Origin of the sequence: Acidicapsa acidisoli, from assembly GCF_025685625.1 — a bacterium.
GTDB lineage: Bacteria > Acidobacteriota > Terriglobia > Terriglobales > Acidobacteriaceae > Acidicapsa > Acidicapsa acidisoli.
On the sequence record NZ_JAGSYI010000001.1, the window covers coordinates 285,315 to 299,809 of the forward strand.

Genomic DNA, 14,495 nt, shown 5'->3' on the forward strand with positions numbered 1-14,495 from the left:
CGGGCAAGATCACTTTTCAGGCTGAATAGATCCGGCGTATCGCGAGATACGATCAGGATCAGGCGTACGGGATCATGCGGGCGACCTTTTCGTGGTCAGCGTCCGAGACGATCAGGCTCTTGCCGAGCTTGCGCTTCGTCTTGGGGAGCTTCGACGTAAGGATGTGGCGCATCTTGGTCTGGTGCCGCTTGATCTTGCCGGAACCAGTCTTGGAGAAGCGCTTGGCCGCGCCCGTATGGGTCTTCAGTTTGGGCATTGTTTTCTCTTATTTTCGAGGAGTTTATCTCTTGCAGCACTCTTCGAAGATTTCAGAACCACTTTGGGAACAGGGATAGCCCTGCCCAATGCGGACCAAATCAGTATATCGCAGACAGGAATTTACCGCCATGGATCTTGCCGAAACAGGAGACCGCGCGTAGGTTAAGGCCCATGCCCGTCCTTTCTGTCGATCTCGCCTGCCGCAGTTGGTCCGATCTAGGAGTCGTCCTTTTGGAGCAAAAAGGACCACAAACCGATCCACGAATCGTCTGTGAGATCTTCCGATGGCAGGATGCCGGATCGCCATCAGTCGTCGAACTGGCCATCCGCCTGAACACGCTCTGTCTGGAGCGCGGGGTGAACATATTAATGCTGGATGGCCCGCAGGCCTGGAAGTCGGAAGACAACGGCTACCCTTTCTGCCGCGCGTCAGAACGGGAGTTGAACACCTCCGCAAAGACCGGATTGCCGGGAACGGTGCTCCCGGGAACTTATGAACGATTTGTCGGCTTCTGCCTTGCGTTGTATGACGCGCTCGGACGGCTCGGCTGGCAGAGGCTGGCGACACGGGAGCGCCTTGCGGATCATACAGACGGTCCGCCGCGCAGGATTCTGGTCGAGAGCTATCCACATGCGGCATGGAAATCCCTCGGAATTCCCTCCCTGCCTGCCAAGCGCAAATGCCGCGTCAGTGATCTTGCGGACGCTTACACCGCGCTCACCGCTTTGTTGCCGATCACCACCAGTCAGCCTCCCAATCACGATCAGTTGCAAGCCATCGTCGGAGGATTGCCCGGTCTTGCGATCGAACAACGCAACGAGACGGCGGCCAGAATTGTAGGCCAGCCACCGCGCCGGGAGGGCGGCCATTGGCGCGAAGGCTTCATCGCTGTGCCCCTCGCATCAACATCGGGATCAACCAAGGGCTGATCGCTGGGCGTCGAGGGTAACCGACGAGGTTAGTGAGTTGGATAATAACTCTTATTCGCCATAGACTTAGCCCGGCAAGCGGTATGTTATATAACTAATGCTTCAGTCAATGAACTGGGCTGATAGCCTTTGATGCATAGAAGCGAAATAAGCAATACAGTCCTTGATCTCAAAGCCTGCAAGGCGCCTGATTTCGATAACAGATTCCTGTTTTCGGCTTCCGCCATAGAACCAATGGCTGGCAAAGCGAATTCGCATTGCACACAATCAGTGTAATTAGCCTGCACTTTGGATTGCGTCAAGCAGTTAGGATAGAGGCAGGATTCCCTTTCTCCGTCTGTGATGCTTCATGCTCTGAATCGCAGGGTCTACTTCACCCCCAAGAGGACGACCACGCTCCATGCGGCAGTTTTTGCAATGCTCCCCGTGCAGGACGATAACGATACGGCGCGTTGCCGGACTGCGGCCAGTCCTTCTTACGATGCTTTGGATTGGTGTCAGTACAGGTCTAGTCACCAATCTGGCCTGCCAGGCGGCTTCGGCGCAGGAGCCCTCTTCCCAACCGCAGCTGACCGGACTTCCGACCGTTCATGCACGCATGGCCACCGGGCCGATCAACATCGACGGCAAGCTGACCGAGCCGGACTGGCAGACAGCGGAACCCATGATGCTGACCCAGCAATCTCCACACCCAGGACAAGCCACGCCCTACATAACGGATGTCCGGGTGCTGATCTACCACGACGCGCTCATCTTTGGATTCAAATGCCACGACCCAAACCCAAAGGCAATTCAGGTGCATACCCTCGCTCAGGATGGGGATCAGTTCGGCGACGACACGGTTTCGGTTGTTCTCGATTCGTTTGGAGATAAGCGAACCGGGTATTACTTCCAAATCAACGAGGCAGGCGGCCGGCTGGATGGTCTGATCGGAGGGCCAGGCAACTTTTCAACTGACTGGGACGGCATCTGGAATGCGCGAACAGCGCGCACCCCGGACGGATGGTCCGCGGAAATCTGGATTCCCGCACAAACGCTCAATTTTGTCGGCGGCAACGGCCACTGGGGACTACAACTAGATCGTTCCATTGTGCGCGACCAGACGGAACTGCGCTGGGCATCGCCTACCCTTGACGCCGACCTGTACGACATGCGGAGAGCAGGCGATTTGGAAATCATGGCGCCTCTGAAGCAGGGCCACGGAGTGGAATTCGCTCCGTATTCCAGCGGTACTATGTTGCGCGACTTCGCTCCCACTGATAGGAATTGGATGGGCGCCAGCGGCGGAGAGATCACTTGGAGGATCACTCCGGAACTCGCTGCGATTGTAACCATAAACACTGACTTTGCCGAAACGGAAGTGGATTCACGCCAGATTGACATCACACCGTGGCCGCTCTATTTCCCGGAAAAGCGCGCTTTCTTTCTGGAAGGCGCAAATCAATACCTCTTCGGCCTCGGACTTAATTCGACTTTCGTTCCCTTTTTCAGCCGAAACGTCGGCCTGCTCGACGGCTACAACATTCCGCTGAATGGGGGATTCAAGCTGAATGGCCATGTCGGCCCATGGAGCCTTGCGCTGCTCGACGCACAGACCCGGACCGCCTATGTCCCTGAAACTGTGGTGCAATACCTGGGCCTGCCCTCTGCGAAAGTAGACGGCACCAATCTGCTGGCCAGCCGGGTCGCCTACGATGTGGACAAGCACCTGCGCGTCGGCGCGATCGTGACCCATGGCGACCCCGAAGCGCTGGTTTCAAACACCGTCGCCGGCGCCGACGCAGTATGGAATACCTCCGAATTCCTCGGCAAGCACAGCCTGCAATTCGGAGGATGGGGCGCGACTGCGCAGGGAGATGTTCCGAACGGCAATCGAGAAGCATGGGGATTACGTGTTGTCTATCCCAATGATCTGGTGAACTGCACTGCGGGCACCAACCATTACGGAGAAGGATTCGATCCGCTCCTGAGTTTTCTGCCGCGCCCTCAGACCCACCAGACCGACGCTTCCTGCGCCTATCGTCCGCGCCCTTCACCAACTGGCCCCTTCAGCGCGATTCGCCAAGCATCCTACGAACTCTATTACAAACGCATTACCGACACCTCAGGAAACCTCCAGTCTCAATTGTTTTCGTTCCGGCCATTGAATGTCACGACAAACTCCGGGGATAACTTTGCGATCCTGGCATTCGCCGATCACGAAACTCTCACCACGCCCTTTGCAATTGTTCCCTCGGTCACGTATCCAGTGGGATCGTATGACTTTGAGCGCTACGGAGCTGTGCTCAATACAAGCCCACAACGGAAAATTCAGTTCTCTAACGTCTCAACCGTCGGCGGATACTACAACGGGCACTTATACCACCAGACGAACTCACTGAACTGGACACCTTTCCACGGAAAGGTCGAGGCCGGCGTGACTGCCGACAATTACTTTGCCCACACGCCGCAAGGAAGCTTTGTCGAAAAGCTATGGCAATTCAAGGGCGCTTTGTCGTGGAGCCCCGATCTCTCTCTAAGCACCTTCGTGCAATACGACAATGTCTCGTTCGACCTGAGCAGCAACACCCGGCTGCGCTGGACGTTCCGCCCCGGAGACGATTTTTACGTCATCTGGGATCGAACCTGGGTACGCAACACCTTGCAGCCCGGAACCAGCTTCGATCCCGATGCGGAATCGGTCACAGCTAAGATTCGCTGGACATTCCGGCCATAGTATCCACAATGGAAGCCAAGCCCAGGGCTTCGTCGACGAGGTCAGGAATGACCGCCGCGAAATCCGGGCCGCACCCATAAAAACCCTACTTCCCTTCTTCGCCAAACCCCTTTTGCAGAAAATCGACGATGCGTTGCCGCCCGTCAAAGCCGTGCCATGGCTCCGAAACCGGGTAACCGAATATACCGCGCGCCAACGGCCCATGATCTTCGCGCGGGTATGTGACCAGTTCAACCGGGACTCCGGCCTGCCTAAGCGCTCGGTACATCTCCTCCGCCTGCCCTACCGGATCGGTGACATCCGCTTCACCTTGTAACAGCAGGAATGGCGTCTTGGCCTTGCTTGCGCCGGAGAGCGGGCTTTGCCGCCATGCATCCTCGACATGCTCCCACGGCTTGCCGAAGTACCAGCGGTCATACCACGAGCCGTGTTCCGTGCCGTATTCACTGAACTGATTAATGACCGGAGCGCCGCTGATGATTGCCTTGAACCGGTCCGTCTTGCCCTCCGCGAAACCGGCCATTTCTCCACCATAGCTGTAGCCCATCAACGCCAGCTTGTCCGGGTCGATCGGGTATTGCTTGAGAACCGCATCGACGCCAGCCATCACATCGCGAAAATCTCCGCCGCCAAGATCATTCTTGTTTGCCGCGGCAAATTTCACGCCGTAAGCGCTCGATCCGCGCGGATTGGGGCGCAGAATTGCCCATCCGTGGCCGACGAGGAACCCCGTCCACTCGCCATAGCGGTCCTCCCAGGCACCCAGCGGCCCGCCATGCACATCGACAATCAGCGGAACCTTCTTATTAGCAACCTCCGGCGGCAGATAAAGCAGTCCCTCAATTGTCAGGCCATCGCTCTGCCACTGCACGAGTTGGGATTTCACGCTGCTAAAGTGCCGCGTCGTCAGCTCCGGAGTCGCAAGCGTCTTGCATTCTCCACCGAGCGACGCCGCATAGCAAAGCGAATCCGGATGGTCGCTTCCCGACGCAAGCCAGACCCAGCCCGTTTGCTTCCGGTTGGTGCTCAGGCCAATGACGACCGGAGTCTCTTGAGCGATAGATTCCGGCACGCTCTTGCCATCGAGAGCGAGGCGCACTGCGGTCATCCTCGTTCCCTCCGTCGCAGCCGCCAAAACATTGCCGTCCGGCAGATACACCGGCTCTCCGAAGCCAAGTCCGCCCTTGAAATCCGCCATCAGACGCCGAGCCTCCGGCTGCTCGGATGAATCCGCGCCAGGCAGTGCAATGGCGAACAACTCTTCTACCCCTGGAGGCGCATCTTCCGAAGTCTGCGCGGCAAACACAATCTCGCTGCCGTCCGGCTTCCACCCGATGCCGTCGCGAACGGTCGCCGGAACGCCCTTCAATGACATAGGTTTGTCCAGCGCATCCGTGCTCACCAGCCACGCCGTTGCTGCCGGACCCAGGTCGCTGGCGTCATTCGGCAACTCCGTGATCACCACGATTCGATTGCTCTGCGGTGACCAGGAGACAGCGTGAACATCCGGCGCGAGGGTGACCGGCTTCAACGCGCCGTCAAGATTCCCATCGGACTTTAGGGCAGCCAGATAAAGCCTCTCACCGTGGCGCTCGTGATTGACCCACACCGCATCAGCTTTCGCGTCCTTGGCCTTCTTCTCGCCGGGTGTCTCCGGATCGCTCGCCCATACCGCCAGCCAATGGCTATCCGGCGAAACGGCGAAGCCGCTCACATTGATCGCGATAGCTTCGGGCTTCGCATCGTCCTTCTTGGCTCCATCCTTATCCGAATCGGGAGCGCCGCTCTTCGCCGGAGGAACGAATCCCGGCTCTTTGGAGTCATCCACGACTGGCAATACCTTAAGCTCGTACGGCATCGCCTCTCCGCCTGAAAGAGGAAGTCGAAAGAGCTGCGTCGTCTCTCCTCGTTTCGCCAAAAACAGGATTGCACTGCCATCCGGAGCCCACGCCGCATTGTGCTCTCCCCGCTTGTCTGTCGAAGGCGAGTAAGTCAGTTGGCGTGACACGCCGCCCGCCACGGAAGCCAGCAAAAGATGACTCTTTGCCCCATCCGCAGTTGCGTCCGTCATCGTAAACAGGACATCTCGGCCATCGGGAGAAAGCTGTGGCGACGCAATCGCCTTCACATGACGAAGATCCTCGGAGTTGGGAAAGCGAAGTTCTTGTCCTGAAGCAGCCGTACCAACCATGGGCAACGAAAAGGACGTGAGCAGGCACAAACGCCAAAGAATGAAAGTTGTCTGTTTCATCTCGCCAGAATACAGGCGCGAATTCGCCAAAGGCCGTTTCGCGTAAGCGAAACGGCCTTAATCATCTGACTTTTATGGGAGTCATGCGAGTTGGCTTATGCCTGTGGTGAGTTCGCTGCCGGAGCCTTCGCCACTGGAGTCTGGGTTAGCGCGGCAGTGGGCTTGGGCTTCGCCGGCTCCGCCTTCTTGGATGGTGCGATGATGGCGTGCAGGATAGTCCCTTCCATGCGCGGCATAAATTCAACGATACCGGCCTCTCCAATGTCCTGAATGAGGCGATTGATGATGTTGTAGCCGAGTTCGCGGTGCGCCATCTGACGGCCACGGAAGCGAAGGCTGGCCTTGACCTTGTCGCCGTCGTTGAGGAAGCGGACTGCCTGATTTTTTTTTGTCTGGTAGTCATGCTCGTCAACGGTCACAGAGAATTTGACCTCTTTGACAACGATGACCTTTTGCTTCTTGCGCGCGGCGCTTTCGCTCTTGTCCTTTTCGTAAAGGAAGCGCCCGTAATCCTGGATTCGACAAACAGGAGGGATCGCATTGGGTGAGACTTCCACAAGATCAAGCCCACGCTCGCGGGCGATCTTCAGTGCCTCGAAGGGAGGCAAAATGCCCATCTGCTCCCCATTTTCATCAATAACGCGGATCTCCCGCGCGCGGATTCTTTCGTTGATGCGAATAAACTGCTTTGCTGAACGCTTGTCGAGTGCGATGGTTCCCCTCCGTGATTCAATACCCGTGCTGCAGCATCCTCCTTGGACGCAAGCTCGCGCTCCGAGTATATCATTGGTTGGATGCGGCCTGCATCGCCGAAGGATGTGGCTGTCCCACACTTCTTAGCTTTTGCGCCGATTCGGTACAAATCCCCATTTAGGGGCAACCGGCATCCCCTAGGAGAAAATCACCATGCACATCGCCCTCTACGGAGCCACCGGCCAATCCGGCAGCCGCATTCTTACGGAACTCTTGGCGCGTGGCCATCAGGTGACCACAGTCGTCCGTAACCCCGCCAAACTTTCAGCGCGACGGGGCCTCACTGTCGTGCAAGGCGACGTCTCCACTGTCGACACCATCGCGGAGAAGATCAAAGGGGCGGATGCCGTGGTGAGCGCCTACGCTCCGCCCGCCGACGAGACCGATCAACTCATCCCGGTCACTGGCCGTTTCATTGAGGCAGTCAAGCAGGCCGGCGTGCCGCGCCTCATCATCGTCGGTGGCGCAGGCAGCCTGGAAGTCGCGCCAGGTGTAACCGTAATCGAGAGCGGCCACCTGCCTGCCCAATGGCTGCCTATCGCCATTTCGCATCAAAAAACGCTCGATCTGATCAGGAAGTCCGAGATCAACTGGACCTACTTCAGCCCCGCCGGATTCTTCGTTCCCGGCGAACGGACAGGCAAATTCCGTCTGGGCACCGACCAACTCATCGCCAACGAGCAGGGCGACAGCAGAATCTCCCTGGAAGACTATGCGATTGCGCTGGTCGACGAACTCGAGTCTCCAAAGCGCGAGCGCCAGCGCTTCACCATCGGCTACTGAAGAGATAGCTCGGAACGCGGCGGCAGGGAACGATTCGCAATCTGCCGCCCTGACCCTATTTCTGACCCTACATATTCTTTAGCAACATAGTCAGGCGCTTCATCCCCTCTTCCCGCGCCTTCTTATTCTCCGGGCTCGCATCGGGAGCCTCCCCGGCACGCATGAAGCCGTGGCCAGCACCTTCATAGCTCACCGGCTCGTACTTTTTCCCTGCCGCTTTCATCGCCTCTGTCGTCGCTGGCACTGTCGCTCCGATACGCCCGTCGTTGCCCGCGTAAAAGGCATACACCGGAGCCTGGATCGACTTGATCGCCTCAGCATCGGGGCCGGGACCGTAAAACACGAAAGCCGCGTTCAGATCATGGCGATGCGTCGCATAAGCAAACGACTTGCCGCCACCCCAGCAAAAACCGACCACGGCCAGCTTGCCGTTTGAAGCGGGCAGCTTCTTCGCAAAGTCCGCCGTCGCGTCCAGATCCGCCGTAACAGTCTCCGGATTCAGCCCCGAAACTGCCTTCACGGCAGCATCCTGATCGGGAAATGCGCTGCTGCCGCCGCCATTCGGCCCAAAACCAGAAAGCAAATCCGGCGCAATCACAATATATCCAGCAGCGGCGAGATCGTCCGCCATGCTGCGCGCCCAGTCGCTGAGCCCAAAGATCTCGTGGATCAGGACCACAACCGGCGCCTTTCCCTTGACTTCCGGGTAAACAACAAAGGCCTGCACCGAGCGGTCGCCGTGCTTGACCGTCACCCACTCGCGATGGCGCGGCGACTTGTCTAGCTTCTGCTTGGCCCAATCCTGGGCAATGAGCCCGGTCGTCGCCGTGGCCAGAAATCCAAACGCTGCGAGAAGCAGAAGCGCACGTCGAAGGGAGGAGAAAGACCGCTGTGTTCTCATGGCGACGATTCTATTGCACGGCTCCCGCCCGAGCAACCCGGACGACGTCCAGCCTGTGTCATAAATCGGTACGCTGCAGTATGGCCTCGTCGATCCCCGTCAGCTTGATCCGCACCAGCCGGTTCGCCGGCTCGACCCCGCTCATCTCGACCGGAAGGTAGTTGTCCGTGAGCAAGGAAGTCCGCCCTCGGGCCGCGACTTCGGCTGCGGTATGCAGCGTAATTGCGGGCAAGGTGCATCCGATTAACCCTGCTCGGAAGCGGCGACCTTTCTCAGCGGCAAGATCGCGCAAGGTCGCCATGCGTTCGCTCACCGCTTGCGAAGCAACCGGACTCTCGCGATGCAGTTCCCAGCCTCGAGTTCCCGGTCGCGGTGAAAACGGAAACAGATGGAGATAGGTAAACGGCAGCCTCGCGATCATGTCGGAGGTTTCGCGAAATTCCGCATCCGTCTCGCCGGGAAAGCCAACCATGACATCGGCACCGACGGCCAACTCCTGCCCTGCGGCATCGACCAGCGCTGCCACCTTCTGCTCGTAATGCCACGGACGATAACGGCGATGCATTCGTCGCAATACAGCGTCCGAGCCGGATTGGAGCGGCAAGTGGGCGTGACGCGCCAGTCTGCCGGCGCCAAATTCCCGCATCAACCCGATCAGCTCCGGAGTCCAGTCCATCGGCTCAATCGAACTCAGGCGCAAACGCGGCAATCCAGTTTCCGTCAGAATCTCCCGCACTAACCCCGCCAGCGAGTAACCCTCCGACAGATCGCGACCCCAGCGCCCGAGATTGATGCCCGAGATTACAAGTTCCTTGCCATCGGCGGCGACAAAGCCCCGCACCTGATCCAGCACTTTCGCGCGCGAAAGGCTGCGCGATGCCCCGCGCGTGGTCGGAATAATGCAGAACGTGCAGCGGTTGCCGCAGCCCTCCTGGATCTTGAGGTTAGGCCGCGTCTGCAAGCCCGGAACCACCTGAGCTCCCTCAATATAAGAGTGCGCAAATCGATCATCCGCCCAGACCTGCGCCGAGGAGGGACTCAATAGCAGATCCGAAGGAGAAATCAACGCCGCATTCGCCTGCGCATCTTCTTCACGAAGCAACCCATGCACAATCTCCGGCACCATGCCCTTGTGGCTATTGCCGACCACGGCGCTGACTCCGTCCAGCGCGGCGATCTCATCGGGCGCGCGCTGTGCGTAGCAGCCAGTGACAACGATCTTCGCTTCCGGATTGAGCCGCCGCGTCTTGCGCACAAAGGCGCGTGCATCGCGATCTGCCTCGGCGGTCACGCTGCATGTATTGAGGATCACAACGTCCGCTTCCGGCAGGGTGAGTTCAAACAGCCCCTCAGCGCGCAGACGCGAGCTTACCGCCTCGCCATCCGCGCGAGCCGCCCGGCATCCGAAGTTTTCGACGTGAAACCCGGCCATCTATATCAGAATAGCAACGCATCGAATCGCGAATCCTATACTGGATAAGAGTTTCTGTTGAACCAGCCCTTGCATCTCTAAGAAGTTGGAGTTTCGCCCCGGCCGCAACCGAGGCCACAGGACTAAAACTGGACTAGCTATGACCACCGCCAGCGTTTCTCAGTACTCCCAGCGGGAACTGACGGCGCGCATTCTTCCCTATGTTTTCTTCACCTTTGCCTGCTACCTCGCCATTGGCGTACAACTGGCGATTCTGCCGTCCTATGTTCATCTGAATCTCGGGTACAACACCGTCCTCGCCGGACTAATCATCAGCATTGAATATGCCGCGACCGTTGTGACTCGCCCGCAGGCTGGCCGCATGGTCGACCGCCTCGGAGCCAAGCGCACCGTGCTTTACGGGCTCGCAATCGGCGGAGTAAGCGGCGTCTGCACACTTCTGGCGGCTTTCTTTCCGCATATCCCATGGCTGGGATTGACGTTTCTTGTTCTTGGACGCCTGCTGCTCGGCGCATGCGAAAGCATGGTTTCGACTGGCGCGACGATCTGGGGCATCCTCACGGTCGGCTCGGAACATACTGCAATTGTCATCAGTTGGAACGGCATCTGCACCTACGGCGCGCTCGCCGTCGGTGCTCCGCTCGGCGTCTTTCTGGAACGCATCACCGGATTCTGGTCCATCGGCGCAATGGTAATTCTGCTCGGCTTTGCTCCTATCGCCATGGCCGCACGACTGCCTCGCGTACCGGTCTCACATGGAGAAAAGCTGCCTTTTCACCACGTCTTCGGCAAAGTCGCCCCGTTCGGATTGGGTCTGGCGCTTGGAAGTGTCGGTTTCGGAGTTCTGGCAACCTTCATCACGCTCGATTTCGCGCACCGGCAGTGGAATGGCGCAGCCTTTGCCCTCACGCTGTTCGGCGCGCTCTTTGTCTGCGCCCGGCTGATATTTGCCCATTCGATCAATCGAGTCGGCGGATTCCGTGTAGCGACGGTCTGCTTCAGCGCAGAATTCTTTGGGCTATTGCTGCTCTGGCTTACGCACTCCGAAGCGCTTGCCTTTGTCGGAGCCGCGCTCACCGGCTTCGGATTTTCGCTGGTTTTTCCTGCGCTCGGCGTAGAAGCCGTCCGCCACATCCCGCCGCAGGACAAGGGAACTGCCCTCGGCGCCTACGGCGTTTTCATGGACTTCGCACTGATGGTCATCGGCCCTGCCGCCGGAGCGATCATCGGCGGCTTCGGCTACCCGCCGATCTACCTTTTCGCGGCCTGCTCCGTCCTCCTCGCGCTCGGACTGACGCAATGGCTGTCCAGCCGCGAACGAAAGACAAAGATGATCTAAGTGCAACGGCGTTGAATTAGCTATTAAGATAATTCGATGTGCTTCCAACTATACGCAGCAACCACAAAGCCAATCCCGCGAAGGAAGTGGCAACAAGGCTCTCGGGACTTGCCGGTAGCATCCCTTACTGAGCGCGACGTTGCGGTTAAGGCACATTTCACCAATCCCGAAGTTCAATTTATTGGTTCCACTTCTGGTTGCGGCTGTGATTTCCCTCACGTCGTGTTTCAAGGCGGCGATTGGTATTTCTTTGAGGATTCGGAAATTGATGAAGAGCAGGCTGCCAGCGATCTTCTGAATCGCGAGGGCTTGGTTGGTGTCCTTCAATCAACCAGAGACTCGATGATTGAGTTATATGGAATGTGGGATGGAGACTTTGCTGACGCTCCGAGAATCTTCGAAGATATTTCGCTTGAGACTATTCTGAAATCCGATTTTCGTTTCAAAGAACGAGGATTCTATAGAGTGCATCTCCATTTCTAGCGAGTTGTACCGGATATATCGAATGCAGAAAAGGCCACCCCTCGCGAGGTGGCCTTTGTGCTATTGCTGACTCCAGCTTACCGCCGGAATTTGTCCCAGTTGACCAGATCGCCCAGAGTGGTGGTGGAACCGCTCTGCGATGAGGAGGAAGATCCGTGATCGCGGTCACGGTCGCGGGAAGGCGACTTGTAGCTTTCGACTTCCGCCCGGCTGGCTTCTTCGCCTACGGCGCGGATGCTAAGACCGACCTTCTTTTCTTCCACGTTCATCTTGATGATCTTGAAGTCGTGCTCCTGGCCCTGTTCCAGCGTGAGCGGGTGACCAGATGCATCGACCGCTTCCGAAACATGGCAGAGTCCTTCGACTCCCTCGGCAACTTCGACAAAGGCGCCGAACTGCGCGGTGCGCAGAACCTTGCCGTGAACCACATCGCCGACTCGGTGCTGGGTGAAGAAAGTCTCCCAGACATCGGGCTGCAACTGCTTCACGCCGAGCGAAAGGCGGCGGTTTTCCGGCTCGACACCGAGAACGACAGCCTTGACCTTTTCACCCTTCTTCAGCACTTCCGAAGGATGCTTGACGCGCTTGGTCCAGCTCAGGTTCGAAACGTGCACCAGACCGTCGATGCCGTCTTCGATCTCGATGAAGGCGCCGAAGTCGGTGAGGTTGCGAACGCGGCCTTCGACAATGGCTCCGGTCGGGTAGCGCTCGGAGAGATTCTCCCAGGGATTTTCCTGCAACTGCTTCATCCCGAGAGAGATACGGCGATCAGACGGGTTGACGCTGATGACCACGGTCTCGACTTCGTCGCCTGGCTTGACCAGTTTCGACGGATGCTTCATCCGCTTCGACCATGTCATTTCGGAGACGTGTACGAGGCCTTCGATTCCCTGCTCGAGTTCAACAAACGCGCCGTAATCGGTCACCGAGAGGATGCGGCCCTTAACATGGGCACCTACCGGGTAACGCTCGACGGCGTCGAGCCACGGATCAGGCGTGAGCTGTTTGAAGCCCAGCGAAACGCGCTGCTTATCCTTGTCGAACTTGAGCACCTTGACCTGAATCTCGTCGCTGACGTTGACCAGATCGCGGGGGTGCGTGAGACGGCCCCAGCTCATGTCGGTAATGTGCAGCAGGCCATCGATGCCGCCCAGGTCCACGAACGCACCGTAATCGGTGAGATTCTTGACCGTGCCGGTGAGGACCGCGCCCTCTTCCAGATGTTCAAGAGTCATGGAACGCTTGGCGTTCTGCTCTTCTTCGAGGATCTCTTTGCGGCTGACGACGACATTGCCGCGCTTCTTGTTCAGCTTGATGACGCGAACTTCAATCTGCTGGCCAAGATAGCCGTCGAGATTGCGAACGGGGCGCACTTCGAGCTGAGAACCTGGCAAAAAGGCCTTGAGGCCGATATCGACCGTAAGACCGCCCTTGACGCGGCTGACAACTGTTCCAATCATCGGAGTCTTGTCGTTTGCCGCTTTTTCGATCACGTCCCAGACGCGGAGGCGCTGCGCCTTGTCGTAGCTGACCAGGTAGCCGCCCTCGGGCTCTTCGCGCTCGATGACCACTTCAATCTGGTCGCCGGCTTTGAACTTTGGCTGGCCATTATGATCGTTGACCTGCTCGATGGGGAGCAGTCCTTCGGACTTGAGACCTACGTCGATTACCGCGTGCTTGTCTGTCAGCTTAATGACCGTGCCGGTGACTACGGAATCGCCGTACGCCTCGACAGCCGCGGCTTCGGCCGCCTGCTCGCGCTCAAAGGCTTCGAGCTGGGCAGAGAAATCCTCGCCGCCATCAAAGTCGTGATCGTGCTGGGACGCGACATTGGCGACAACCGGCTTCACAGCCTGGCGCTCGGGCGCTTTGGGAGTTGCGACTGGCGCAGCCGACACGGGGCTGCTTACGGGCGCGGAACTTGCCACTTCCGGCTCGCTGGCAGGCGCAGCTTCGGCTGCCGATTGCGCAACAGGCGCGGCAATCGGAGTTTCGGCTTCCACCGCAACCGAGGAACCCTCGGCCGTTTCGGACGCAACCGTGGCCAGAGCAGACTCAACCGCAGAAGCATCGACGGTTTCAAGCTCTTCAGAGACAACGGGGTTAGACGTGGATTCGAGCGACGGCTCTTGCAGCTCCGTCACGGACTCAAGTTCGGGGGTTTCCAGTTCGGTGTTCAGGGGTGTGCTCTCGGTTTCAAGATTGAGGACGTCTGCCATGACTGCCAGCTCCGGGATTCCAGTTCCCGTGGACAGGGGGTCTAGATTTCCTGTCTCGGTGATCAGCCCCTGCCGGTGCTCATTCATTCGGCAGAAGGTCGCGGTCGTAGCCACGTCTTCCGGCAAGTTCTGCCTCTCAAGGAGTTCCTGCGGAGTGCCGGAGAATCCGACCGAACTAAATGGCCAGAATCTACGTCTATCTACTTGGAAGAGCTTGAGAAGATCCGGTCAGCCAGTGGCAGGCCGCACCCGTATGCTGGAATCCGCGCATAAGGGTACTCCTGAAGTGTAGCAATGCGCTGTTCAGAAGGTCAATGCAAGGATGTGGCAGGGACCACTTTGCAACCACTTATTCAAGAAAGGTGCTCCATCCTTGGTGCATCTTGGCGCAAAACCCTCCTAAAGTCTGAGATTTGTAGGGGTATACTGC

At 58.2% G+C, this 14,495-nt stretch carries 11 protein-coding genes; 5 read left to right on the forward strand and 6 right to left on the reverse strand.

The window, feature by feature from the left end:
- Positions 1-58: 58 nt before the first annotated feature.
- Positions 59-256, reverse strand: a complete 198-nt coding sequence (gene rpmI, locus OHL23_RS01100) for a 50S ribosomal protein L35 (RefSeq protein WP_263349918.1) — start codon at positions 254-256, stop codon at positions 59-61.
- A gap of 173 nt (positions 257-429) precedes the next feature.
- Here rpmI and OHL23_RS01105 point away from each other — a divergent pair, with 173 nt between their 5' ends.
- Both OHL23_RS01105 and OHL23_RS01110 read left to right on the forward strand, forming a co-directional pair.
- Positions 430-1,188 carry a hypothetical protein gene (locus OHL23_RS01105; RefSeq protein ID WP_263349919.1) on the forward strand — a complete coding sequence of 253 codons (759 nt, stop codon included), beginning with the start codon at positions 430-432 and terminating at the stop codon, positions 1,186-1,188.
- Positions 1,189-1,669: 481 nt separating this feature from the next.
- Positions 1,670-3,904 carry a carbohydrate binding family 9 domain-containing protein gene (locus OHL23_RS01110; RefSeq protein ID WP_263349920.1) on the forward strand — a complete coding sequence of 745 codons (2,235 nt, stop codon included), beginning with the start codon at positions 1,670-1,672 and terminating at the stop codon, positions 3,902-3,904.
- A gap of 85 nt (positions 3,905-3,989) precedes the next feature.
- Here OHL23_RS01110 and OHL23_RS01115 read toward each other — a convergent pair whose 3' ends face one another.
- Both OHL23_RS01115 and infC read right to left on the reverse strand, forming a co-directional pair.
- Positions 3,990-6,155 (reverse strand): S9 family peptidase, encoded by a 2,166-nt coding sequence (locus tag OHL23_RS01115; protein WP_263349921.1) that lies wholly within the window; start codon positions 6,153-6,155, stop codon positions 3,990-3,992.
- A gap of 95 nt (positions 6,156-6,250) precedes the next feature.
- Positions 6,251-6,889 carry a translation initiation factor IF-3 gene (infC, locus tag OHL23_RS01120; RefSeq protein WP_317891667.1) on the reverse strand — a complete coding sequence of 213 codons (639 nt, stop codon included), beginning with the start codon at positions 6,887-6,889 and terminating at the stop codon, positions 6,251-6,253.
- A 172-nt stretch (positions 6,890-7,061) separates the two neighbouring features.
- On the opposite strand from infC, the gene OHL23_RS01125 reads away from it, so the two are divergent.
- Positions 7,062-7,691 (forward strand): NAD(P)-dependent oxidoreductase, encoded by a 630-nt coding sequence (locus OHL23_RS01125; protein ID WP_263349922.1) that lies wholly within the window; start codon positions 7,062-7,064, stop codon positions 7,689-7,691.
- Positions 7,692-7,758: 67 nt separating this feature from the next.
- On the opposite strand, the gene OHL23_RS01130 is transcribed toward OHL23_RS01125, so the two are convergent.
- Together OHL23_RS01130 and mtaB are read right to left on the reverse strand one after the other, a co-directional pair.
- On the reverse strand, positions 7,759-8,592 hold the full coding sequence (locus OHL23_RS01130) for a dienelactone hydrolase family protein (RefSeq protein WP_263349923.1): 834 nt from the start codon (positions 8,590-8,592) through the stop codon (positions 7,759-7,761).
- Between the two features lie 58 nt (positions 8,593-8,650).
- Positions 8,651-10,024: a tRNA (N(6)-L-threonylcarbamoyladenosine(37)-C(2))-methylthiotransferase MtaB gene (gene mtaB / locus OHL23_RS01135; RefSeq protein WP_263349924.1), complete on the reverse strand. Its 1,374-nt coding sequence runs from the start codon at positions 10,022-10,024 to the stop codon at positions 8,651-8,653.
- A gap of 139 nt (positions 10,025-10,163) precedes the next feature.
- Here mtaB and OHL23_RS01140 point away from each other — a divergent pair, with 139 nt between their 5' ends.
- Together OHL23_RS01140 and OHL23_RS01145 are read left to right on the forward strand one after the other, a co-directional pair.
- A complete protein-coding gene (locus tag OHL23_RS01140) occupies positions 10,164-11,363 on the forward strand; it encodes an MFS transporter (protein WP_263349925.1) in 1,200 nt (399 codons plus the stop codon).
- A 108-nt stretch (positions 11,364-11,471) separates the two neighbouring features.
- Positions 11,472-11,846, forward strand: coding sequence for a hypothetical protein (locus tag OHL23_RS01145; RefSeq protein ID WP_263349927.1), 375 nt, complete (start codon positions 11,472-11,474; stop codon positions 11,844-11,846).
- Between the two features lie 77 nt (positions 11,847-11,923).
- Here the strand turns inward: OHL23_RS01145 and OHL23_RS01150 are convergent, their stop codons facing one another.
- The gene (locus OHL23_RS01150) at positions 11,924-14,191 is read right to left on the reverse strand and encodes a 30S ribosomal protein S1 (protein ID WP_396127252.1); all 2,268 of its coding nucleotides are present in this window, start codon (positions 14,189-14,191) and stop codon (positions 11,924-11,926) included.
- Between the last annotated feature and the right edge of the window lie 304 nt (positions 14,192-14,495).

Coding starts and splice junctions, on each gene's coding strand:
- rpmI (WP_263349918.1), bottom strand. CDS start 256: ATGCCCAAACTGAAGACCCATACGGGCGCGGCCAAGCGCTTCTCCAAG.
- OHL23_RS01105 (WP_263349919.1), top strand. CDS start 430: ATGCCCGTCCTTTCTGTCGATCTCGCCTGCCGCAGTTGGTCCGATCTA.
- OHL23_RS01110 (WP_263349920.1), top strand. CDS start 1,670: ATGCTTTGGATTGGTGTCAGTACAGGTCTAGTCACCAATCTGGCCTGC.
- OHL23_RS01115 (WP_263349921.1), bottom strand. CDS start 6,155: ATGAAACAGACAACTTTCATTCTTTGGCGTTTGTGCCTGCTCACGTCC.
- OHL23_RS01125 (WP_263349922.1), top strand. CDS start 7,062: ATGCACATCGCCCTCTACGGAGCCACCGGCCAATCCGGCAGCCGCATT.
- OHL23_RS01130 (WP_263349923.1), bottom strand. CDS start 8,592: ATGAGAACACAGCGGTCTTTCTCCTCCCTTCGACGTGCGCTTCTGCTT.
- mtaB (WP_263349924.1), bottom strand. CDS start 10,024: ATGGCCGGGTTTCACGTCGAAAACTTCGGATGCCGGGCGGCTCGCGCG.
- OHL23_RS01140 (WP_263349925.1), top strand. CDS start 10,164: ATGACCACCGCCAGCGTTTCTCAGTACTCCCAGCGGGAACTGACGGCG.